Source organism: Streptomyces sp. NPDC025806 (genome assembly GCF_055558275.1).
Genome location: NZ_JBVHMU010000018.1, coordinates 1 through 21666 on the forward strand (window position 1 = coordinate 1; position 21666 = coordinate 21666).

The following is a 21666-nucleotide window of genomic DNA, read 5'->3' on the forward strand; positions in this document are numbered from 1 at the left end:
TAATAACACTGGCCCCCCCCGGCCCCCCCCCCCCCCCGCCCCCCCCCCGGGCCCCGGGGGGGGGCGGGGGGGCCCCCCCCCCCCCCCCCGCTTCTCTAGGTTGCTTGAGAACGACCCCAACACCCTTCGTGTTGCGACGATTTGTTGAATCCGCCTGGGGCCGACGGGGCGCACGGAGCGGGCGGGAGTTACTTCTTCTCGACCGCGTGGCCGCCGAACTGGTTGCGCAGGGCGGCGATCATCTTCATCTGCGGGGAGTCCTCCTGGCGGGAGGAGAAGCGGGCGAAGAGGGAGGCCGTGATCGCGGGCAGCGGGACCGCGTGGTCGATGGCCGCCTCGACGGTCCAGCGGCCCTCGCCGGAGTCGGCCGCGAAGCCGCGCAGCTTGTCGAGGTGCTCGTCGTCGTCCAGGGCGTTGACCGCCAGGTCGAGCAGCCAGGAGCGGATGACGGTGCCTTCCTGCCAGGAGCGGAAGACCTCGCGCACGTCGGTCACCGAGTCGGCGGCCTCCAGGAGCTCCCAGCCCTCGGCGTAGGCCTGCATCATGGCGTACTCGATGCCGTTGTGGACCATCTTGGAGAAGTGGCCGGCGCCGACCTTGCCGGCGTGGACGTAGCCGAAGTCGCCTTCGGGCTTGAGGGCGTCGAAGACCGGCTTGACCTTGGCGACGTTCTCGTCGGAGCCGCCGACCATCAGGGCGTAGCCGTTCTCCAGGCCCCAGACGCCGCCGGAGACGCCGGCGTCGACGAAGCCGATGCCGCGCTCGCCGAGCTCGGCGGCGTGCTTCTCGTCGTCGGTCCAGCGGGAGTTGCCGCCGTCGACGACGAGGTCGCCCTCGGACAAGAGGTCCTTCAGCTCGTCGACGGTGGACTGGGTGGCGGCGCCCGCGGGGACCATCACCCAGACCACACGCGGGCCTTCGAGCTTGTCGACGAGTTCGGCGAGGGAGGCGACGTCGGAGATCTCCGGGTTGCGGTCGTAGCCGATGACGTCGTGGCCGGCGCGGCGGATGCGCTCGCGCATGTTGCCGCCCATCTTGCCGAGACCGATGAGACCGAGCTGCATGTCAGTTCACTTACCTTCGGGGTTAGTTGCGGCCGCGCAGAGCGCGGTAGGTGGCGACCAGGGACTGCGTGGAGGAGTCGAGGCCGGGGACCCGGGCGCCTTCGGTGAGGGCGGGCTCCACGCGCTTGGCGAGGACCTTGCCGAGTTCGACGCCCCACTGGTCGAAGGAGTCGATGTTCCAGACCGCGCCCTGGACGAACACCTTCTGCTCGTAGAGGGCGATGAGCTGGCCGAGGACCGAGGGGGTCAGCTCGGTCGCGAGGATCGTGGTCGTCGGGTGGTCGCCCTGGAACGTCTTGTGCGGGACCAGCTCCTCGGGCACGCCCTCGGCGCGCACCTCTTCGGGCGTCTTGCCGAAGGCCAGCGCCTGCGTCTGCGCGAAGAAGTTGGCCATGAGCAGGTCGTGCTGGGCCGCCAGGCCGGACTCCAGCTCCTCGACCGGCTTCGCGAAGCCGATGAAGTCCGCCGGGATCAGCTTCGTGCCCTGGTGGATCAGCTGGTAGTAGGCGTGCTGCCCGTTGGTGCCGGGCGTGCCCCAGACCACCGGTCCGGTCTGCCAGGCCACCGGCTCGCCGTCGCGCTGCACCGACTTGCCGTTCGACTCCATGTCGAGCTGCTGGAGGTACGCGGTGAACTTGGAGAGGTAGTGGCTGTACGGGAGGACCGCGTGCGACTGGGCGCCGTGGAAGTTGCCGTACCAGATACCGAGGAGGCCCAGGATCAGCGGGGCGTTGGCCTCAGCGGGGGCGGTGCGGAAGTGCTCGTCGACGAGGTGGAAACCGTCGAGCATCTCGCGGAAGCGCTCCGGGCCGATCGCGATCATCAGGGAGAGGCCGATGGCGGAGTCGTACGAGTAGCGGCCGCCGACCCAGTCCCAGAACTCGAACATGTTCGCGGTGTCGATGCCGAACTCGGCGACCTTCTCCGCGTTCGTCGACAAAGCGACGAAGTGCTTCGCGACGGCTTCCTGTCCGGCGCCGAGGCCCTTCAGGAGCCAGTCGCGGGCGGAGCTCGCGTTCGTGATCGTCTCGATGGTGGTGAAGGTCTTCGAGGCGACGATGAAGAGGGTCTCCGCCGGGTCGAGGTCGCGGACGGCCTCGTGGAGGTCGGCGCCGTCCACGTTCGAGACGAAACGGAACGTCAGGTCGCGGGCGGTGTACGGGCGCAGCGCCTCGTAGGCCATCGCGGGGCCGAGGTCGGAGCCGCCGATGCCGATGTTGACGACGTTCCTGATGCGCTTGCCGGTGTGGCCGGTCCAGGCGCCGGAGCGGGCCTGGTCGGCGAAGGCGGCCATCTGGTCGAGGACGGCGTGCACCTGCGGCACGACGTTCTCGCCGTCGACCTCGATCACGGCGCCGGCCGGGGCGCGCAGGGCCGTGTGCAGGACGGCGCGGTCCTCGGTGGTGTTGATCCTGTCGCCGCGGAACATGGCGTCGCGCTGCCCGAAGACGTCGGTGGCGGCGGCCAGGTCACGCAGGAGGGCGAGGGTCTCGTCCGTGATCAGGTGCTTGGAGTAGTCGATGTGCAGGTCGCCGACGCGCAGCGTGTAGCGGTCGGCGCGCTCGGGGTCGGCGGCGAACAGCTCGCGCAGGTGGGTGCCGTCGGTCTCGGCGCGGTGGTCCTCCAGGGCGGTCCACTGCGGGCGGCGTGTCAACGGGGTGTTCGGGTCAGGCATGTTGAACGGACTCCTTGGAGTCGGAGGTGCCGGTGCCGGCCTGGAGCGCGACGGCGTACATCTCGTCGGCGTCGAGGCGGCGGAGCTCTTCGGCGATCAGCTCGGCGGTGGTGCGGACCTTCAGGGCGAGGGTGCGCTCGGGCTGGCCGGGCAGGGTGAGGGTGGCGAGGGGGCCGTCGGGGCGGTCGATGCGGATGTCGCCGCCGGCGGTGCCGAGGCGGACCGCGGTGACGACGGGTCCGGCGGTGACGACGCGCTCGACCGGGACGCCGAGCCGGGCGCCGAGCCAGCGGGCGAGGAGTTCGGCGCTGGGGTTGCCGGCTTCCGACTCGACGGCGGCCGAGGTCACCTCGACGCGGGCCTGGTCGAGCGCGGCGGCCAGCATGGAGCGCCACGGGGTGAGCCGGGTCCAGGCCAGGTCGGTGTCGCCGGGCGTGTAGGACACCGCGCGCCGGTCGAGGGCGTCGAGGGCGTCCGCGTCGGCGTACAGGTCGGTGATGCGGCGGGCGGCGAGGGCGCCGAGCGGGTCCTTGGCGGGCTCGTCGGGGGCGTCGACCGGCCACCAGACGACCACCGGGGCGTCGGGCAGCAGCAGCGGCAGGACGACGGAGGCGGCGTGGTGGCTCACCTCGCCGTACAGGCGCAGGATCACCGTCTCGCCGGTGCCGGCGTCGGAGCCGACCCGCACCTCGGCGTCGAGCCGGGTGCCCTGCCGGTCCCGCGGGGTGCGGGCCGTGCGCTTGATGACGACGAGGGTGCGCGAGGGGTGCTCGCGGGAGGCCTCCTCGGCGGCCTTGACCGCGTCGTAGGCGTTCTCCTCGTCGGTGACGATGACCATCGTGAGCACCATGCCCACGGCCGGGGTGCCGATGGCGCGGCGCCCCTCTACGAGCGCCTTGTTGATCTTGCTTGCCGTGGTGTCGGTCAGGTCGATCTTCATGGCCTGCGCCAGCTCCGTCCGTCTCGTGCGAGCATCTCGTCGGCTTCCACCGGGCCCCAGCTGCCGGAGGCGTACCGGGCCGGGCGGCCGTGGGTGTCCCAGTGCTCCTCGACGGGGTCGAGGATCCGCCAGGACTCCTCCACCTCCTCCGTGCGCGGGAAGAGGTTGGCGTCGCCCAGCAGTACGTCCAGGATCAGCCGCTCGTACGCTTCCGGGCTGGACTCGGTGAACGACTCGCCGTACGCGAAGTCCATCGAGACGTCGCGGATCTCCATGGAGGTACCCGGGACCTTGGATCCGAAGCGTACGGTCATGCCCTCGTCGGGCTGGACGCGGATGACGATCGCGTTCTGGCCGAGCTCCTCCGTGGCGGTGGAGTCGAACGGGGAGTGCGGGGCGCGCTGGAAGACGACCGCGATCTCGGTGACGCGGCGGCCCAGGCGCTTGCCGGTGCGCAGGTAGAACGGGACGCCCGCCCAGCGGCGGTTGTCGATCTCCAGCTTCACGGCGGCGTAGGTGTCGGTCTTCGACCCGGGGTCGATGCCGTCTTCCTGGAGGTAGCCCTTGACCTGCTCGCCGCCCTGCCAGCCGCCTTCGTACTGGGCGCGCACGGTGGAGCGCTCCAGGTCGGCGGGGACGCGGACGGACTTGAGGACCTTGAGCTTCTCGTTGACGAGCGACTCGGCGTCGAAGGACGCGGGCTCCTCCATGGCGGTGAGCGCCATGAGCTGGAGGAGGTGGTTCTGGATGACGTCGCGGGCGGCGCCGATGCCGTCGTAGTAGCCGGCGCGGCCACCGATACCGATGTCCTCGGCCATCGTGATCTGCACGTGGTCGACGTAACTCCGGTTCCAGATGGGCTCGTACATCTGGTTGGCGAAGCGGAGCGCCAGGATGTTCTGGACGGTCTCCTTGCCGAGGTAGTGGTCGATGCGGAAGACCTGCTCGGGCGCGAAGACGTCGTGGACGATCGCGTTCAGCTCGCGGGCCGAGGCGATGTCGTGGCCGAACGGCTTCTCGATGACGGCGCGGCGCCAGGATCCCTCGGGGGCGTCCGCGAGGCCGTGCTTCTTGAGCTGCTGGACGACCTTGGGGAAGAACTTCGGCGGGACCGACAGGTAGAAGGCGTAGTTGCCGCTGGTGCCGCGCTTCCCGTCGAGCTCGTCGACGGCGTCGCGCAGCTGCTCGAACGCGGTGTCGTCGTCGAAGTCGCCGGGGATGAAGCGCATGCCCTCGGCGAGCTGGGCCCAGACCTCCTCGCGGAAGGGGGTGCGGGCGTGCTCGCGCACGGAGTCGTGGACGACCTGGGCGAAGTCCTGGTCCTCCCACTCGCGGCGGGCGAAGCCGAGGAGCGAGAAGCCCGGGGGCAGCAGACCGCGGTTGGCGAGGTCGTAGACGGCCGGCATCAGCTTCTTGCGGGAGAGGTCGCCGGTGACGCCGAAGATGACGAGCCCGGAGGGGCCCGCGACGCGCGGCAGACGGCGGTCGCGGGGGTCCCTCAGGGGGTTGTGCCAGGCGGAGGCGCTCACTTGGCCTGCGCCTCCTCGCCGGCGAGGCGGGCGGAGACGGTGCCGAGCAGGTCGTTCCAGGCGATCTCGAACTTGGCGACGCCCTCGTCCTCGAGCTGCTGGACGACCTCGTCGTAGGAGATGCCGAGGGCCTCGACGGCGGCGAGGTCGGCGCGGGCCTGCTCGTAGCCGCCGGTGACGGTGTCGCCGGTGATCTCGCCGTGGTCGGCGGTGGCGTTCAGGGTGCCCTCGGGCATGGTGTTGACGGTGCCGGGGGCGACGAGCTCGTCGACGTACAGGGTGTCCTTGTACGCGGGGTCCTTGACGCCGGTGGAGGCCCACAGGGGGCGCTGCTCGTTGGCGCCGGCGGCCTCCAGCTCGGTGGCGCGCTCGGAGGCGAAGACCTGCTCGTAGGCCTCGTAGGCGAGTCGCGCGTTGGCGAGGGCCGCCTTGCCCTTGAGGGCCTTGGCCTCGTCGGTGCCGACCTTGTCGAGGCGCTTGTCGATCTCGGCGTCGACGCGCGAGACGAAGAAGGAGGCGACGGAGTGGATCGTGGAGAGGTCGATGCCGCGGGCGCGGGCCTTCTCCAGGCCGGCCAGGTAGGCGTCCATGACGGCCTTGTAGCGGTCCAGGGAGAAGATCAGCGTGACGTTGACGCTGATGCCGAGGCCGATGACCTCGGTGATGGCCGGGAGGCCCGCGAGGGTCGCCGGGATCTTGATCATGACGTTGGGGCGGTCGACGAGCCAGGCGAGCTGCTTGGCCTCGGCGATCGTGGCCTCGGTCTCGTGGGCCAGGCGCGGGTCGACCTCGATGGAGACGCGGCCGTCGCGGCCCTGGGTGGTCTCGTACACGGGGCGCAGGATGTCGGCGGCGGCGCGGACGTCGGCCGTGGTCATCATGCGGACGGCCTCGTCGACGGTGACCTTGCGGACCGCGAGGTCGGCGAGCTGCTCCTCGTAGCCCTCGCCGGAGCCGATGGCGCCCTGGAAGATCGAGGGGTTCGTGGTGACGCCGACGACGTGGCTGTTCTCGACGAGCTCCGCGAGGTTGCCGGACTCGATGCGCTTGCGGGAGAGGTCGTCCAGCCAGATGGAGACGCCCGCGTCGGAGAGGGACTTGAGGGGGGCCGCGGTGGTGCTCATGTTCTTCTTCATCTTCTTTCGAGTGCTATGACGCGTACGGGTCAACGACGGGCGGCGGCAAGAGATTCCCGGGCCTGAGCTGCGACGTTCTCGGCGGTGAAGCCGAACTCGCGGAACAGGATCCCGGCGTCGGCGGAGGCGCCGAAGTGCTCCAGGGAGACGATCCGGCCGGCGTCGCCGACATAGCGGTACCAGGTCAGACCGATGCCGGCCTCGACTGCCACGCGGGCCTTCACGGACGGCGGAAGGACGGCGTCCTTGTAGGCCTGGTCCTGCTCCTCGAACCACTCGACGGACGGCATCGACACGACGCGGGTCGCGACGCCCTCGGCCTCCAGCGTCTCGCGGGCGGCGACGGCGAGCTGGACCTCGGAGCCGGTGGCGATGAGGACGACGTCCGGGGTCTCCTTCGAGGCCTCGGCGAGGACGTAACCGCCCTTGGCCGCGTCCTCGTCGAGCGCGTACGTGGGAACGCCCTGACGGGTGAGCGCCAGGCCGTGCGGGGCCGGCTTGGCCGAGCCGCGGCGCAGGATCTCGCGCCAGGCGACGGCCGTCTCGTTGGCGTCGGCCGGGCGGACGATGTTGAGGCCCGGGATGGCGCGCAGCGAGGCGAGGTGCTCGACGGGCTGGTGGGTGGGGCCGTCCTCGCCGAGGCCGATGGAGTCGTGCGTCCACACGTACGTGACGGGGAGCTGCATCAGCGCGGACATGCGGACCGCGTTGCGCATGTAGTCGGAGAAGACCAGGAAGGTGCCGCCGTAGATGCGGGTGTTGCCGTGCAGCGCGATGCCGTTCATCTCGGCGGCCATCGAGAACTCGCGGATGCCGAAGTGCACGGTGCGGCCGTACGGGTCGGCCTCGGGCAGCGGGTTGCCCTTCGGGAGGAAGGAACTGGTCTTGTCGATCGTGGTGTTGTTGGAGCCGGCGAGGTCGGCGGAGCCGCCCCACAGCTCGGGCAGGACCGGGCCGAGGGCCTGGAGGACCTTGCCGGAGGCGGCGCGGGTGGCGACCTTGGTGCCTTCCTCGAAGGTGGGAAGCGCGTCCTCCCAGCCCTCGGGCAGGCGGCCCGCGACGATCCGGTCGAGCAGCTGGGCGCGCTCGGGGTTGTCGGTGCGCCAGGCGCCGAGCTGCTTGTCCCAGGCGGCGTGCGCCTCGGCGCCGCGGTCCAGGGCGGTGCGGGCGTGGGCGAGGACCTCGTCCTCGACGATGAAGCTCTGCTCGGGGGCGAAGCCGAGGACGCGCTTGGTGGCGGCGATCTCCTCGGCGCCGAGCGCGGAGCCGTGGGAGGCCTCGGTGTTCTGCGCGGTCGGGGCGGGCCAGGCGATGATCGTGCGCATCGCGATGATGGACGGGCGCCCGGTCTCGGCCTTGGCGGCGGCGAGGGCCTCGTACAGGGCCTTGACGTCGGTGTTGCCGTCGGCGAGCGGCTCGATGCGCTGGACGTGCCAGCCGTAGGCCTCGTAGCGCTTCAGGACGTCCTCGGAGAACGCGGTCTCGGTGTCGCCCTCGATGGAGATGTGGTTGTCGTCGTAGACGAAGACGAGGTTGCCGAGCTTCTGGTGGCCGGCGAGGGAGCTGGCCTCGGCGGAGACGCCCTCCTCCAGGTCGCCGTCGGAGACGATCGCCCAGATGGTGTGGTCGAAGGGGCTGGCGCCCTCGGGGGCCTCGGGGTCGAAGAGGCCGCGCTCGTAGCGGGCGGCCATCGCCATGCCGACGGCGTTGGCGACGCCCTGGCCGAGCGGGCCGGTGGTGGTCTCGACGCCGGCGGTGTGGCCGTACTCGGGGTGGCCGGGGGTCTTGGAGCCCTGGGTGCGGAAGGCCTTCAGGTCGTCGAGCTCCAGCTCGTAGCCGGACAGGAAGAGCTGGGTGTAGAGGGTGAGGCTGGTGTGGCCGGGCGACAGGACGAAGCGGTCGCGGCCGGTCCACTCCGGGTCGGCGGGGTCGTGCCGCATGACCTTCTGGAAGAGGGTGTAGGCCGCGGGGGCGAGGCTCATGGCCGTGCCGGGGTGTCCGTTGCCGACCTTCTGGACGGCGTCGGCCGCCAGCAGACGGGCGGTGTCGACGGCCCGCTGGTCGAGCGCGGTCCACTCGAAGGGACGCTCGAAGGGGTCGAGACCGTGCGGTGTCTGCGTGCTCATCTGTGGGACTTCCTTCGCATCCGTTGTCCTGTCCACGTGCCCGAAGGCACCGCCCGGCCGAGGCTAAAGCCCCAGGTCGAACCGGTACCTAACTTAAAGGTCATACTTTTGAAACGGCAGGTGCCCCCGTGCCGTTGTTCGGTGAAAATGAGACACCCACAGGCCCCGAAGCCGAGGAAGGTCGATGACGGAGCAGGACCCCGCGCAGACGAGCGCACATCTGGGAGCGAGCCCGGAAGAACGAGCGCGCATCCGCACGTATCCCTTCGACCCGAGCACCAGCGTGTCCGGGGTCGGGATCCAGGTCGGCCCGATGGGGACCGAGGGTCCGTGGGCCGGCGGCGCCGACCTGTCGCGGCGGGTGCACCGCATCGACTTCCACGTCCTGCTGTTCTTCCGCGCGGGCCCGGTGCACCACATGATCGACTTCGCCGAGTACGAGGCCGGCGCGGGCGACGTGCTGTGGATCCGGCCGGGGCAGGTGCACGGCTTCTCCGCGACCGAGCCGTACGAGGGCACGGTGCTGACCATGCAGCCGGGCTTCCTGCCCCGCTCGATCGTCGAGGCCACCGGCCTGTACCGCTACGACCGGCCGCCGCTGCTGCACCCCGGGCCGGACCAACTGGCCGCCCTGGACGCCTCACTGGCGCAGTTGCAGCGCGAGTACCTGGACACGCGGACGCTGCCGCTGAGCCTGCACACGAACGTGCTGCGGCACACCCTGACGGCGTTCATGCTGCGGGTCGCGCACGTGTCGGCGCAGGCCGCGGCGGACGAGTGCCGGCCGCAGCCGGACACCACGTTCACCCGGTTCCGCACAGCCGTCGAGCGCAGCTTCACCACGAACCACAGCGTGAGCGCGTACGCCGACGAACTGGGCTACTCGCGGCGGACGTTGGTGCGCGCGGTGCGGGCCGCGACCGGGCAGACGCCGAAGGCGTTCATCGACCGGCGGGTGGTCCTGGAGGCGAAGCGGCTGCTCGCGCACACGGATCTGCCGGTGGGCCGGATCGGGGTCGCGGTCGGCTTTCCCGACTCGGCGAACTTCTCGAAGTACTTCCAGCAGCACGCGGGCACGACCCCGGCGGCCTTCCGCGCGGAGCAGGTCTGAGGGGACGGCGCCGAGAGGCGCTCGGTAGAGTCGGCGGCATGGCACGCCCCACCCCGACCACCTGCCCCTGCGGCCTTCCCGCCGCGTACGAGGACTGCTGCGGCCGCTACCACTCGGGCCGGGCCGCCGCGCCCACCGCCGAGGCGCTGATGCGGTCCCGGTACGCCGCGTTCACCCGCAAGGACGCGGCGTATCTGCTGCGCACCTGGCACCCGGACACCCGGCCGCCGGCGGTGGAGTTCGACCCGGGGCTCACCTGGGTGGGCCTGGAGGTCCTGGAGACGACCGACGGCTCGGCGTTCCACCAGCGCGGCACGGTCACCTACCGGGCCCGCTACAAGGACGACGGCCGGGCGGGGTCGCTGCACGAGCGCAGCCGGTTCGTGCGGGTCGACGGCGCCTGGGTGTACGTGGACGGCGACTTCATCGAGTAACCCGGCCCCGCCGCGGGACGCGTTCAGGGCGCGAGGATGTCCAGCTCCTGGAGCGCGCCCACCGCGATCTCCCGCGTGAGCGCCTCGGCGCGCTCCGCGTCCCCCTCCCGGACCGCCTCCGCCACGTGCACATGGAGCGAGACGGCGGCCGGGTCGGGGTCCTCGAACATGACCTGGTGGTGGGTACGGCCCGCCAGGACCTCGGCGACCAGGTCGCCCAGGTGCGCGAACATCTCGTTGCCCGACGCGTTGAGCACGATCCGGTGGAAGTCGATGTCGTGCACGAGGTACTTCTCCAGCTGCTGGCCGCGCGAGGTGGCGACCATGCCCAGCGCGCACTCGGTGAGCGCGGCGCACTGCTCGGGCGTGGCATGGCGGGCGGCGAGGCCCGCGGCGACCGGCTCGACCGCCGAGCGCAGCACCGTGAGCGAGCGCAGCTGGCGCGCCCGGTCGGCGCCGGCCAGGCGCCAGCGGATGACCTGCGGGTCGTAGACGTTCCACTCCGCGGCGGGCCGCACGGTGACGCCGACCCGGCGCCGTGACGCCACCAGATGCATCGACTCCAGGACGCGCACGGCCTCCCGCATCACCGAGCGCGAGACCTCGAACTGCTGCGCCAGCTCATCGGTGCGCAGCACGCTGCCCTCGGGGTACTCCCCCGCGGTGATGGCGGGACCGAGGCTTTCGAGTACGCGGGCGTGCAGGCCCCGGCCCTGTGTGGTCATGTCGAAAGAGTACGAGGCGGGACGTGACGTGCACGACGCGGTACCGGGACCCGGAATAAATAGTCTGACTTTTATGTCACAGCCTCTTGAATTAGTCAGACCTATTGGGTTTCAGTGACGTGACACAGCGATGTCGACGAAGACAGCGATGAAGACAGCGAGGCAGCGATGAGCACCCCCCACGTCGTCGTGGTCATGGGCGTGGCAGGCACCGGCAAGACAACGATCGGTCCCCTGCTCGCCGAGCGTCTCGGCGTTCCGTACGCCGAGGGCGACGACTTCCACCCGCAGGCCAACATCGACAAGATGTCGGCCGGGACGCCCCTGGACGACGAGGACCGCCGCCCCTGGCTCGAGGCCATCGGCCGGTGGGCGCACAGCCGCGCCGGACTCGGTGGCGTCGTCTCCAGCTCGGCGCTCAAGCGGAGCTACCGGGACCTGCTGCGCTCCGAGGCCCCGGACGCCGTCTTCCTGCACCTCACCGGCAGCCGTGAGCTCATCCTCGACCGGATGAGCCACCGCGAGGGCCACTTCATGCCGACGAGCCTGCTGGACTCGCAGTTCGCCACGCTCCAACCGCTCCAGGCGGACGAGGCGGGCGTCGACGTCGACGTGTCGGGCTCCCCGGAGGAGATCACGGACCGGGCCGTCAAGGCTCTGGCCGCGCTCGACCCCGAGCAGCCCTAGCTCTCCCCCGCACTCCCCCAGTAGTCCTTCCGTCCCCCTCCCCTCCTCGTACAAGGGATCAGACCGTGACCAGTCTCAGTGTCGAGACCCTGGCAGCGGACGCCGTCGAGCCGATCACGTCCGCGGGCCATGCCCAGCTCGGGATCGCCGTGCTCGTCGGTATCGCCGTCATCGTCCTGCTCATCACGAAGTTCAAGCTCCACGCCTTCCTGGCGCTGACGATCGGTTCGCTCACGCTGGGCGCGGTCGCCGGCGCCCCGCTCGACAAGGCGATCACCAGCTTCAGCGCCGGTCTCGGTTCGACCGTCGCCGGTGTCGGTGTGCTGATCGCGCTCGGCGCGATCCTCGGCAAGCTGCTCGCCGACTCCGGCGGCGCCGACCAGATCGTGGACACGATCCTCGCCAAGGCCGGCAAGTCCGGCGGCAAGGCGATGCCGTGGGCGATGGTCCTCATCGCCTCGATCATCGGCCTGCCGCTGTTCTTCGAGGTCGGCATCGTGCTGCTGATCCCGGTCGTCCTGATGGTCGCCAAGCGCGGCAACTACTCGCTGATGCGGATCGGCATCCCGGCCCTCGCCGGCCTGTCCGTGATGCACGGCCTGATCCCGCCGCACCCCGGCCCGCTCGTCGCGATCGACGCGGTCGGCGCCAACCTCGGCATCACCCTGGCCCTCGGCGTCCTCGTCGCGATCCCGACGGTGATCATCGCCGGTCCGGTGTTCTCGAAGTTCGCCGCGAAGTGGGTCGACGTGCCCGCCCCGGAGAAGATGATCCCGGCGCGCGCCTCGGACGAGCTGAAGGGCCGTCCCAGCTTCGGTGCCTCGGTCGCCACGATCCTGCTGCCCGTCGCGATGATGCTGTCGAAGGCTCTCGTCGACATCATCGTGGACAACCCCGAGCACACCGTGCAGCGCGTGTTCGACGTCGTCGGCTCGCCGCTGATCGCCCTGCTCGCGGCCGTCATCGTGGCCATGTTCACCCTGGGCCGCCCGGCGGGCTTCACCAAGGGCAAGCTGGCGTCCACGACGGAGAAGTCGCTCGCCCCGATCGCGGGCGTGCTGCTCATCGTCGGCGCGGGCGGCGGCTTCAAGCAGACCCTGATCGACTCCGGCGTCGGCCAGATGGTCCTGGACATCTCCAAGGACTGGTCGATCCCGACGCTGCTGCTCGCCTGGCTGATCGCGGTCGTGATCCGTCTCGCGACGGGTTCGGCGACGGTCGCGACCGTCTCGGCGGCCGGTCTGGTGGCCCCGCTGGCGGCCGGTATGACCGACACGCACACGGCGCTGCTGGTGCTGGCGATCGGCGCGGGTTCGCTGTTCTTCAGCCACGTCAACGACGCGGGCTTCTGGCTGGTCAAGGAGTACTTCGGACTCAGCGTCGGGCAGACGGTGAAGACCTGGTCGGTGATGGAGACGATCATCTCGGTCGTCGCCGGTGGCCTGGTCCTGCTGTTGTCCCTGGTGATCTAGCGCCACGGGCCCGGCACACGGCGGCGGCCCCACCCGACCTCTCCGGTCGCGTGGGGGCCGCCGCCGTCTTCCGTACGGGTCAGCCCGCGCGCTTCTCCAGCTGGAACGCCTCGTTGCCGAGGCCGATCCGGGCGTGCGCCTGCGGGTTGCGGGCGCGCAGCACCAGGCTGTACGCCACGCCGGCGAGGGCCGCGAGCACGATGACGCCGGGCAGGATCCAGGTCAGCGCGGAGCCCGGCGCGGAGGCCAGGAGCACGTCGAAGTCCTTGACCGTGTAGCCGGCGATGACGAGCAGCGCGAGGCCGGCGATGCCGGAGGCGAGCAGCCGCCAGATCTGCGCGCCGGCCGCGCCGCGCCGCACGAAGAAGACGATGACGGCGAGGGAGGCGGTGGCCATCAGCAGGATGACGCCGAGCGCGCCCACGTTGCCGCCCCACGTGAACAGGCGCAGGACCGGCGCGGTCGGGTCGCCGGCGGGGGCCGAGTCGGTGACGGCGAAGACGAGGACGACGACGAGGGAGATCACGGACTGCAGCACGGAGCCGGTGCCGGGCGCGCCGCTCGCGCTGTTGGTGCGGCCGAAGCGGGCGGGCAGCAGGCCCTCGCGGCCCATCGCGAAGGCGTACCGGGCGACCACGTTGTGGAAGCTGAGCAGCGCCGCGAACATGCCGGTCACGAACAGCACGTGCACGATGTCGGTGAAGGTGCCGCCGAGCCGGTCCTCGGTGAGCCCGAACAGCAGGCCCGCGGACTGCTTGCGGGCCTCGCCGACGATCGCGGCGGGGCCGGTGGCCACGGTCAGGGCCCAGGCGCTGAAGGCGAAGAACAGGGCGACGCCGCCGACGGCCAGGAACATGACGCGGGGCACGAGGATGTGCGGGCGGCTGGTCTCCTCCGCGTAGACGGGGGCCTGCTCGAAGCCGGTGAACGCGGCGATGCAGAAGCACAGGGCGGTGCCGAGGCCGACGCCGGAGAGGGTTCCGGGGTCGAAGGCGTCCAGGGAGAGGCCCTGGCTGCCCGGGTCGCCGATGGCGGCGATGTCGAAGACGACCACGACGGCCACCTCGACGAGCAGCAGCACGCCGAGGACCTTGGCGTTCACGTCGATCTTGAGCAGGCCGAGCACGGCGACCGCGACGACGGCGAGGACCGCCGGGATCCACCAGGCGATCTCCAGGTCGAGGAACTGCTGGGCGAGCCCGGAGACCTCGAAGCCGAACATGCCGTAGATGCCGACCTGGAGCGCGCTGTAGGCGACGAGCGCGACCAGGGCCGCGGCGGCGCCGGCCGTCGGGCCGAGGCCGCGCGCGATGTAGGCGTAGAAGGCGCCCGCGTTGTGCACGTGCCGGCTCATCTCCGCGTAGCCGACGCTGAACAGGGTCAGGACGACGCCGAGGATGAGGAAGAGCAGCGGCATGCCGACGACGCCCATCACGGCGAACGTCGTGGGCATGACACCTGCGACGACCATCAGGGGGCCGGTCGCGGCGAGCACGGAGAGCAGCAGCCCCGCCGTGCCGAGCCGCCCGGCCCGCAGGGCGCTCTCCTCGCCTATGAACGTGCTGATGCCCGGCTCCGCCGTGCTCTCGGCCGTTCTGTCGCTCGTGGTCATCGGGGGGTGTCCCTTCACGGTGGGTCGTGGTCGACGGCTACGCCGTGCCGAGCGCGGCACTGCGCGCGGCACGGAACGCTTCGTACGGATCCCGGTCGGGGTAGGACCAGGGCTCCGGTGTGACGTGCGGTCCGATGCGGTGGAACAGGGCGGCCGCCTCGGCGGGGCGGCCCTCGCAGTACTTGGCGTGGGCGAGGAAGTTGAGGTCGACGCGGTCGCGCGGGCGGCCCGCGCCGGTGCGGGTCTCGCCCCACTCCAGCCACCAGTCGAAGGCGGTCTTCATGACGACGCGGGCCCGGCGGCCGGTCCAGTGGCCCGAGGCCTTGGGGTCGGCGGGCTCGGTGCCCGCCCTGGCGAGGACCCGGTAGCGCTCGGCGTGGGCGACCACAGGCAGGACGGCGAGCGGAGAGGAGGGCGGGGCCTGCTCGGCGGCCCAGGCGGCGAAGTCGTAGACCTCGTGCAGCGGGTCCTGGCCCGCGGCGGCGCGGCGCTCGGCGAGCCGGGCGACCATGAGGTGGTGGGCGTGGTGATGGTCGGGGTGCCGGTGGCGGACCTCGTCGAAGAGCCGGACGACGTCCTCCTCGCGGCCCAACTCGCGCTCCAGGAGCAGCAGTCCGAGCCAGGGCGTCGGGTCGGCGGGGACCAGGGCGGCGGCGTCGAGGCAGCCGTCGCGGATCTTGTCCGGGCGGGCCTTTCCGGCGAGCGCCCGGTGGACGCCGGCGCAGGCGAGCAGGACGGCGGCGTCCGTCGACTCCGGTTCGACCAGGAGCCAGTCGCGGACCCAGGCGGTGGCGGTGGGCTCCTGGGCGAGGACCATGATCCGGTGACCGCGCCGGTCCCAGTCGTCGCCGGTTCCGTCGAGCAGCGCCCTGGCCTCGGACCACCGGCCCTGGGCGAGCGCGGTGCGGGCGGCGACGAGGTCCGCGTCGTCGAGCGCGGGGTCGAAGGAGTGCGTGGCCTTCTTGCGAGGGCGGCCGAGCGGGGGCGGGGGTGGGGACACCGCGACGGTTCCTCTACGACTCTTCAGTAACGCCGACGGCGGCGCGCGAGGCTGCGCGGCCGGGGCGGCCAAGGGGCGGATGATCACGCACAGCAAACCGGTAGGGAGGGCTCCACGTCAAGGGTGATCGGGGGACGGGCTTCACCAACTCGTCGCGAACTCTGCCGAGTTCACTTGCATGACATTTCAACCACCTTGCGGCCGGGGGCGCGGCCGGGCCCGGAGCGCTATCGTCAGCCGCATAGCGATGTGTTTTCCGAGCGCAGTCCGAGGTGCACAGCGTGCCGGTTCTCGTCCTCGTCCTCGCCGTGAGCGCGGCCTTCTGTCTGGGCATCGGCTTCGTGCTCCAGCAGAACGCGGCCCGGCGCGCCCCGCTCGGCGACTTCCTGCGGCCCCGGCTCCTGCTCGACCTGATGCGGATGCCGCGCTGGCTGGCGGGCATCGGGTTCATGGTGTGCGGCATGGCGCTCGGCGCGGTGGCGCTCGGCAACGGCGAGGTGTCGCTGGTCGAGCCCCTGCTCGCGACGAACCTCCTCTTCGCCCTGCTGCTCTCCCGCCTCCAGACCTATGTGCCGCTGGGCCGGCAGGGCTGGCTCGGGCTCCTGCTGCTCGCGGGCGGGGTGACGGCGTTCATCGTGGCGGGGCAGCCCAGCGGGGGCGGCGAGAAGGCGGGGCCGCTGCGGCACTGGCTGATCATCGGGCTGATGGTGGGCGGGGCGCTGCTTCTCGCGGCGCTCGCCAAGCGGTCCCGGCTGAGCAAGGCGCCGGTGCTCCTGGCGGTGGCGACCGGGATGCTCTACGGGGTGCAGGACGCGCTGACCCGGGTCAGCGGGCAGCGGTTCCAGGCGGGCGGCCTGGACCATCTGTTCCTGGGCTGGCAGCCGTACGCGGTGCTGCTGCTCGGGGTGACGGGGCTGCTGCTGGTGCAGAGCGCCTTCGAGACGGCGCCGCTGCGGATGTCGCTGCCCGCGCTGACGGCCGCGCAGCCGCTGGCCGGGATCGCGTGCGGGGTGGGGTTCCTCGGGGACCGGCTGCGCACCGACGCCGGGGCGCTCGCCTGGGAGGTGCTGGGCCTTGCCGGGGTCGTGGCGGGGGTCGTGCTGCTGGGGATGCATCCGGCGATGCCGGGGGCGGCGGCACACGACCGGAACGCGGAGTCGAGCCCGGTGTAGGGGCGGGGCCCGGGGCACGGCTTAGCCTCGGGGCATGAGTTCTGCGAGTTCTGCGCGTCCTTCCGAGGGCCGTGAGACGTCTGAGGCCGCGGCGCGGTCGGCCGGGGAGATCCTGGACATCGTCGACGCGGACGACCGGGTCGTGGCGCAGGTGGCGCGCGGCGAGGCGTATGCGCGGGGGCTGCGGCACCGCTGCGCGTTCGTCCTGGTCCGCGACCCGGAGGGCCGGGTGTTCGTGCACCGGCGCACCGAGACCAAGCTCGTCTTCCCCGGGCTGTACGACATGTTCGTGGGCGGCGTGGTCGGCGCGGGCGAGACGTACGACGAGGCCGCCCTGCGGGAGGCGCAGGAGGAGCTCGGCGTCTCGGGGCTGCCGCGGCCGACGCCGCTGTTCCGCTTCCTGTACGACGGGGCGGGGCGCTCGTGGTGGTCGGCGGTGTACGAGGTGGTCTGCGACCGGCCGGTGGACCCGCAGGCCGAGGAGGTCGCCTGGCACACGTTCCTGCCCCAGGAGGAGCTGGACCGGCGCATCGGCACGTGGTCCTTCACCCCGGACTCGCTCGCGGCCTACGCACGCCTGCGCGCCCGTGACTGACGGGCAGGCCCTAAGGTCCACACCGTGATCGAATTCGCACGCACCGTACGGCTCTGGTTCGCCCCGGAGCGGGTCAGGGACGAGGGCGAGACGCCCGACTACCGGTTCTCGCTGGCCAACGAGCGGACGTTCCTGGCCTGGCTGCGCACCGCGCTCGCGCTGATCGGCGGCGGCTTCGCGGTCGACCAGTTCCTGCCGGACCTGCCCTGGGGCTGGCGGGTCGGGCTCGCGCTCGCGCTGCTGGCCTCGGGCGCCCTGTGCTCGCTGCGGGCGGTCAGTCACTGGGTGCGGTGCGAGCGGGCGATGCGCAAGGGCGAGGACCTGCCGGTGTCGCGGTTCCCCGCGCTGCTGAGCGTGGTGATCGCGCTGGTCGCCGTCGCCATGGTGGTCGTGGTGTTCGCCGGCTGGGCGGGGTGAGCGGACGTGACGGAACCCGTACGCGATCCCGGGTTGCAGCCGGCCCGGACCCGTCTCGCGTGGCGGCGTACGACGCTGTCCTGCACGGTGGCCGCGATCCTGGCCGGCCGGACGGCGCTGAGCGGTTCCGGCGGGGCGCTCGGCTGGGTGGCCGCCGCGCTGTGCCTGCTGGTGTGGCTGGGCTTCCTGGCGGTCGCGCACCGGCGCATCACGGGACTTGCGCTGCACGAGATCGCGCCGCCGGTGATGACGCGGCGCGGGGCCGTCGCGGCGGCGCTGTGCACGGTGGCGCTGGCGGTGTTCGCGTCGCTGCTCGTGACGTGAGCCGTACGGGCGCGGCCGGTGAGGCCCTCTTCCGTGGACGCTCGGGACGAGGCAGCGTAAGAACGATCACGTTCGTGTGCATCACTGGACGACATACCGACCAGTCAGCATGATGGTTGGCGACGACGCTGCCGCCCGTTCCCCGGAGGACCCCGATGAGCCACCCCCCAGGTCTCGACCTCGACCAGCTGCGCGCCCACCTCGACCGGGAGCGGCCCGGACTGGTCGGCGGACCGCTGACCGCGCGGCTCATCGAGGGCGGACGCTCGAACCTGACGTACCTGGTCGGGGACGGGACGACCCAGTGGGTGGTGCGGCGGCCCCCGCTCGGCCACGTCCTGGCCACCGCGCACGACATGAAGCGCGAGCACCGGGTCATCGCCGCCCTGCACCCCACCGACGTGCCGGTGCCCGAGCCGATCCTGCTGTGCGAGGACGACACCGTGCTCGGCGCGCCCTTCTATGTCATGGAGTTCGTCGACGGCACGCCGTACCGGACCGCCGATCAGCTCGAACCGCTGGGCCCGGAGCGGACCCGCGCGGCCGTGCTCGGACTCGTCGACACCCTCGTCGACCTGCACGCGGTGGACCCGGCGAAGGTCGGCCTCGGCGACTTCGGCCGCCCCGAGGGCTTCCTGGAGCGCCAGCTGCGCCGCTGGGGCAAGCAGCTCGACGCGTCCCGCAACCGCGATCTGCCCGGCATCGACGAGCTGCAGGCCGCGCTCGGCCGCGCCCTGCCGGACTCCCCCGCGCCGACGATCGTGCACGGCGACTACCGCCTCGACAACGTCCTGATGCGGCAGGATCCGGACGGGACGGACCTGATCAAGGCGGTCCTCGACTGGGAGATGTCGACGCTCGGCGATCCCCTGACCGACCTGGGCCTGCTGGTCATGTACAGCACGGACCTCGGTCTGACCGAGTCGCCCGTCTCCACGACCGCGACGGCCCCGGGGCACCCGGACCCGGCCGAGCTGATCGAGCGGTACGCCGCGCGCTCGGGGCGCGACGTCTCCGCGATCGCCTGGTACACGGCGTTCGCCTGGTTCAAGCTCGCCGTGATCCTGGAGGGCATCCACTACCGGTACACGCTCGGCCAGACGGTCGGCGCCGGCTTCGACCGGATCGGCGAGCTCGTCCCGGTCTTCATCGAGCACGGCCTGTCCACGCTCAAGGCTCCCCAGGAAGGCTGACCGCACCATGGACTTCGCATTCGACGCCCGGACCGAGGAACTGCGCGAGCGGCTCCTCGCCTTCATGGACGAGCACGTGTACCCGGCCGAGGCCGTCGCCGCCGAGCAGCGCGCCGCGCTCGACTCGCCGTGGCAGACGCCCGCCGTGGTCGGGGACCTCAAGGCCGAGGCCCGCCGCCAGGGCCTGTGGAATCTGTTCCTGCCCGACGCCGAGCACGGCGCGGGTCTGACCAACCTCCAGTACGCGCCGCTGGCCGAGATCACCGGCTGCTCCCCGCAGCTCGCGCCGACCGCGCTGAACTGCGCCGCCCCGGACACCGGGAACATGGAGGTGCTGGCCCAGTTCGGCACCGAGGCCCAGCAGAAGCAGTGGCTGGAGCCGCTGCTCGCCGGGGAGATCCGCTCGGCGTTCGCGATGACGGAGCCGGAGGTCGCCTCCTCCGACGCCACGAACATCACGACGCACATCGAGCGCGACGGCGACGACTACGTCATCACGGGCCGCAAGTTCTACATCTCCGGTGCCATGAACCCGGACTGCAAGATCTTCATCGTGATGGGCAAGACGGACCCGGACGGGCCCGACATCCGGCGCCAGCAGTCCATGGTCCTCGTCCCCCGCGACACCCCGGGTGTCGAGGTGCGGCGGGCCATGACGGTCTACGGCTTCGAGGACCACTGGCACGGCGGCCACGCCGAGGTCGTCTTCGACCACGCGCGCGTGCCCGTCTCGAACCTGATCGGCGAGGAGGGCGGCGGCTTCGGTATCGCCCAGGCGCGGCTCGGTCCGGGCCGCATCCACCACTGCATGCGGCTGATCGGCATGGCCGAGCGGGCCATCGAGCTGATGTGCCGCCGGGCCGTGGGCCGCACCGCGTTCGGCAAGCCGCTGGCTCAGCAGGGCGTGGTGCAGGAGTGGATCGCGGACGCGCGGGTCACCGTGGAGCAGCTGCGGCTCCTCGTCCTGAAGACGGCCTGGCTCATGGACACGGTGGGCAACAAGGGGGCCCACACCGAGATCCAGTCCATCAAGATCGCGACGCCGCGGGCGGTGGTCGACATCATCGACAAGGCGGTGCAGTTGCACGGGGCGGGGGGTGTCTCCCAGGACTATCCGCTCGCGGAGCTGTGGGCCGGAGCGCGTACGCTCCGCTTGGCCGACGGGCCCGACGAGGTCCACCAGCGATCGCTGGCGCGGCGGGAACTGAAGCGGTACGTCTAGGCTCGCCGCCGGGTGCGGGCCCGGTGGGGCTTCTCGCGCAGTTCCCCGCGCCCCTGGAGATGCGCACTTCGTGCGCGATCTCCATCGGGGCGGTCCCTCATCGGGGAAATGCGGCGCGAAGCGTCTGCATTTCAGGGGCGCGGGGAACTGCGCGACCAGCCCCCACCGGGCCCGCAGACGCGCACGAACCCTCAGTACCCCCACCCCCCGCGTGATCCATCAGCGCCAGCCTGCGCACGAACTGGACCTGGCGTTCCTCGCACCGGACGCGCGCCGGCTGCCGGACGGGATCGCCTCGTTCGGCGCCTGGCAGGAGGACCTGGTCATGATCACGGCGCCGGGCCATCCGCCGGCCTCGGCGGGGCGCACGCTCATCAAGGATCTGGCGGCGCACTGCGGTCTGGAGCGCCGCATCACGTGCGACGTGACCCAGATCGGGCTGCTCGTGGATCTCGTGCGGGCCGGGATCGGGGTCGCCATCGTGCCGCGCCGGATCGGGGAAGCCGCGGGGCTGCCCTGCGTGGCGATCCGGCAGCCGGAGCCTGGCCGCACGGTGGTGCTCGCGGGGCGGGCGCCCCGGCCGCGCAATCCGGCGGCCGAGGCGCTGCTCGACCGTCTTACGGGCGCAGCGCCCGCAGGAGCAGCTCGGCCAGCTGGTCGGCGAGTTCCTGCGGGGTGAGGGGGCCGTCGGGCCGGTACCAGGTCGACAGGTGGTGGACCGAGCCGAAGTGGTAGTCGACCACGAGGTCGGCCGGGGTCTCGGTGGAGAAGACTCCGGCCTTCTGGCCCTCTTCGATCAGGGCCCGGAACCGCTCGTGGTAGCGGCGCCGCTCGGCCCGTACCTGCTTGTTCTTCTCGGGGCTGAGGTGGTGCATGGAGCGGAAGAAGATCGCCGCGTCGTCGAGGTTCTCGATGGTCGTGACGACCACGTCGGCGGCCGCGGCGCGCAGCCGCTCCTCGACCGGCTGGTCCCGGTCGGCGAAGGCGTCGAGCCGCTCCTGCTGGAGCCGCAGCACGCGCGCGTACACCTCGTGCAGCAGGTCGTCCTTGGAACCGAAGTAGTGGTAGAGGGCGCCCTTGGTGACGCCCGCCGCCTCGACGATCTCCTGCACGGAGGTCCGGTCGTAGCCGCGCTCGGCGAACAGCCGGGTGGCGGCCGCCAGGAGTCGCTGCGGAACCGGCGTCCCGTCGCCGTCCGTCGCCGCCTTGGCCACTGCCGCCACCTGCCTTCA

General features: G+C 71.7%; 21 protein-coding genes. 11 read left to right on the forward strand and 10 right to left on the reverse strand.

The annotated features are described in order from the left end of the window. Positions 1 to 188: 188 nt before the first annotated feature. From gnd to tkt, 6 genes are read right to left on the reverse strand one after another with little or no spacing between them, the layout of a single operon-like run. Positions 189 to 1064, reverse strand: coding sequence for a phosphogluconate dehydrogenase (NAD(+)-dependent, decarboxylating) (gene gnd, locus ACZ4E1_RS31980; RefSeq protein ID WP_467546090.1), 876 nt, complete (start codon positions 1062 to 1064; stop codon positions 189 to 191). A 22-nt stretch (positions 1065 to 1086) separates the two neighbouring features. Beyond that, positions 1087 to 2739 (reverse strand): glucose-6-phosphate isomerase, encoded by a 1653-nt coding sequence (gene pgi, locus ACZ4E1_RS31985; protein WP_467546092.1) that lies wholly within the window; start codon positions 2737 to 2739, stop codon positions 1087 to 1089. Beyond that, positions 2732 to 3679, reverse strand: a complete 948-nt coding sequence (gene opcA / locus ACZ4E1_RS31990; RefSeq protein WP_467546094.1) for a glucose-6-phosphate dehydrogenase assembly protein OpcA — start codon at positions 3677 to 3679, stop codon at positions 2732 to 2734. The genes pgi and opcA overlap by 8 nt, the downstream gene beginning before the upstream one ends. Further along, on the reverse strand, positions 3676 to 5208 hold the full coding sequence (gene zwf, locus ACZ4E1_RS31995; protein ID WP_467546096.1) for a glucose-6-phosphate dehydrogenase: 1533 nt from the start codon (positions 5206 to 5208) through the stop codon (positions 3676 to 3678). The genes opcA and zwf overlap by 4 nt, the downstream gene beginning before the upstream one ends. After that, positions 5205 to 6332 carry a transaldolase gene (tal, locus tag ACZ4E1_RS32000; RefSeq protein WP_467546098.1) on the reverse strand — a complete coding sequence of 376 codons (1128 nt, stop codon included), beginning with the start codon at positions 6330 to 6332 and terminating at the stop codon, positions 5205 to 5207. The genes zwf and tal overlap by 4 nt, the downstream gene beginning before the upstream one ends. A gap of 41 nt (positions 6333 to 6373) precedes the next feature. Continuing rightward, entirely contained in the window at positions 6374 to 8470 is a 2097-nt protein-coding gene (gene tkt, locus ACZ4E1_RS32005) for a transketolase (RefSeq protein ID WP_467546100.1), read from the reverse strand. A 184-nt stretch (positions 8471 to 8654) separates the two neighbouring features. Here tkt and ACZ4E1_RS32010 point away from each other — a divergent pair, with 184 nt between their 5' ends. Both ACZ4E1_RS32010 and ACZ4E1_RS32015 read left to right on the forward strand, forming a co-directional pair. After that, the gene (locus ACZ4E1_RS32010) at positions 8655 to 9581 is read left to right on the forward strand and encodes a helix-turn-helix domain-containing protein (protein WP_467546102.1); all 927 of its coding nucleotides are present in this window, start codon (positions 8655 to 8657) and stop codon (positions 9579 to 9581) included. Positions 9582 to 9619: 38 nt separating this feature from the next. Continuing rightward, entirely contained in the window at positions 9620 to 10015 is a 396-nt protein-coding gene (locus ACZ4E1_RS32015; protein ID WP_467546104.1) for a YchJ family protein, read from the forward strand. A 23-nt stretch (positions 10016 to 10038) separates the two neighbouring features. Here ACZ4E1_RS32015 and ACZ4E1_RS32020 read toward each other — a convergent pair whose 3' ends face one another. After that, positions 10039 to 10740 (reverse strand): FadR/GntR family transcriptional regulator, encoded by a 702-nt coding sequence (locus ACZ4E1_RS32020; RefSeq protein WP_467546106.1) that lies wholly within the window; start codon positions 10738 to 10740, stop codon positions 10039 to 10041. 168 nt (positions 10741 to 10908) lie between these two features. Between ACZ4E1_RS32020 and ACZ4E1_RS32025 the strand changes: the two genes are divergently transcribed. Continuing rightward, on the forward strand, positions 10909 to 11427 hold the full coding sequence (locus ACZ4E1_RS32025; protein ID WP_467546108.1) for a gluconokinase: 519 nt from the start codon (positions 10909 to 10911) through the stop codon (positions 11425 to 11427). A 65-nt stretch (positions 11428 to 11492) separates the two neighbouring features. Next, complete coding sequence (locus ACZ4E1_RS32030; RefSeq protein WP_467546109.1) at positions 11493 to 12899, forward strand: GntT/GntP/DsdX family permease; 1407 nt, start codon at positions 11493 to 11495, stop codon at positions 12897 to 12899. Between the two features lie 79 nt (positions 12900 to 12978). On the opposite strand, the gene ACZ4E1_RS32035 is transcribed toward ACZ4E1_RS32030, so the two are convergent. After that, positions 12979 to 14511, reverse strand: a complete 1533-nt coding sequence (locus ACZ4E1_RS32035) for an APC family permease (protein ID WP_467546111.1) — start codon at positions 14509 to 14511, stop codon at positions 12979 to 12981. A 37-nt stretch (positions 14512 to 14548) separates the two neighbouring features. Beyond that, positions 14549 to 15511 carry a hypothetical protein gene (locus tag ACZ4E1_RS32040; RefSeq protein WP_467546112.1) on the reverse strand — a complete coding sequence of 321 codons (963 nt, stop codon included), beginning with the start codon at positions 15509 to 15511 and terminating at the stop codon, positions 14549 to 14551. Between the two features lie 281 nt (positions 15512 to 15792). Between ACZ4E1_RS32040 and ACZ4E1_RS32045 the strand changes: the two genes are divergently transcribed. The 7 genes from ACZ4E1_RS32045 to ACZ4E1_RS32075 all read left to right on the forward strand — a co-directional run bounded on the left by ACZ4E1_RS32045 (position 15793) and on the right by ACZ4E1_RS32075 (position 21113). Beyond that, complete coding sequence (locus ACZ4E1_RS32045) at positions 15793 to 16683, forward strand: DMT family transporter (protein WP_467546113.1); 891 nt, start codon at positions 15793 to 15795, stop codon at positions 16681 to 16683. Between the two features lie 34 nt (positions 16684 to 16717). Then, entirely contained in the window at positions 16718 to 17278 is a 561-nt protein-coding gene (locus ACZ4E1_RS32050; RefSeq protein ID WP_467546115.1) for an NUDIX hydrolase, read from the forward strand. 24 nt (positions 17279 to 17302) lie between these two features. Further along, positions 17303 to 17695: a YidH family protein gene (locus tag ACZ4E1_RS32055; protein WP_467546117.1), complete on the forward strand. Its 393-nt coding sequence runs from the start codon at positions 17303 to 17305 to the stop codon at positions 17693 to 17695. 6 nt (positions 17696 to 17701) lie between these two features. Continuing rightward, positions 17702 to 18019, forward strand: coding sequence for a DUF202 domain-containing protein (locus tag ACZ4E1_RS32060; protein WP_467546119.1), 318 nt, complete (start codon positions 17702 to 17704; stop codon positions 18017 to 18019). A 155-nt stretch (positions 18020 to 18174) separates the two neighbouring features. Then, positions 18175 to 19212 (forward strand): phosphotransferase family protein, encoded by a 1038-nt coding sequence (locus ACZ4E1_RS32065; protein WP_467546121.1) that lies wholly within the window; start codon positions 18175 to 18177, stop codon positions 19210 to 19212. A 7-nt stretch (positions 19213 to 19219) separates the two neighbouring features. Further along, a complete protein-coding gene (locus tag ACZ4E1_RS32070) occupies positions 19220 to 20434 on the forward strand; it encodes an acyl-CoA dehydrogenase family protein (RefSeq protein WP_467546123.1) in 1215 nt (404 codons plus the stop codon). Between the two features lie 211 nt (positions 20435 to 20645). Beyond that, positions 20646 to 21113, forward strand: a complete 468-nt coding sequence (locus tag ACZ4E1_RS32075) for a LysR substrate-binding domain-containing protein (protein ID WP_467546125.1) — start codon at positions 20646 to 20648, stop codon at positions 21111 to 21113. Here ACZ4E1_RS32075 and ACZ4E1_RS32080 read toward each other — a convergent pair. Further along, positions 21052 to 21648 carry a TetR/AcrR family transcriptional regulator gene (locus tag ACZ4E1_RS32080; RefSeq protein ID WP_467546335.1) on the reverse strand — a complete coding sequence of 199 codons (597 nt, stop codon included), beginning with the start codon at positions 21646 to 21648 and terminating at the stop codon, positions 21052 to 21054. The genes ACZ4E1_RS32075 and ACZ4E1_RS32080 overlap by 62 nt on opposite strands. Positions 21649 to 21666: the final 18 nt, after the last annotated feature.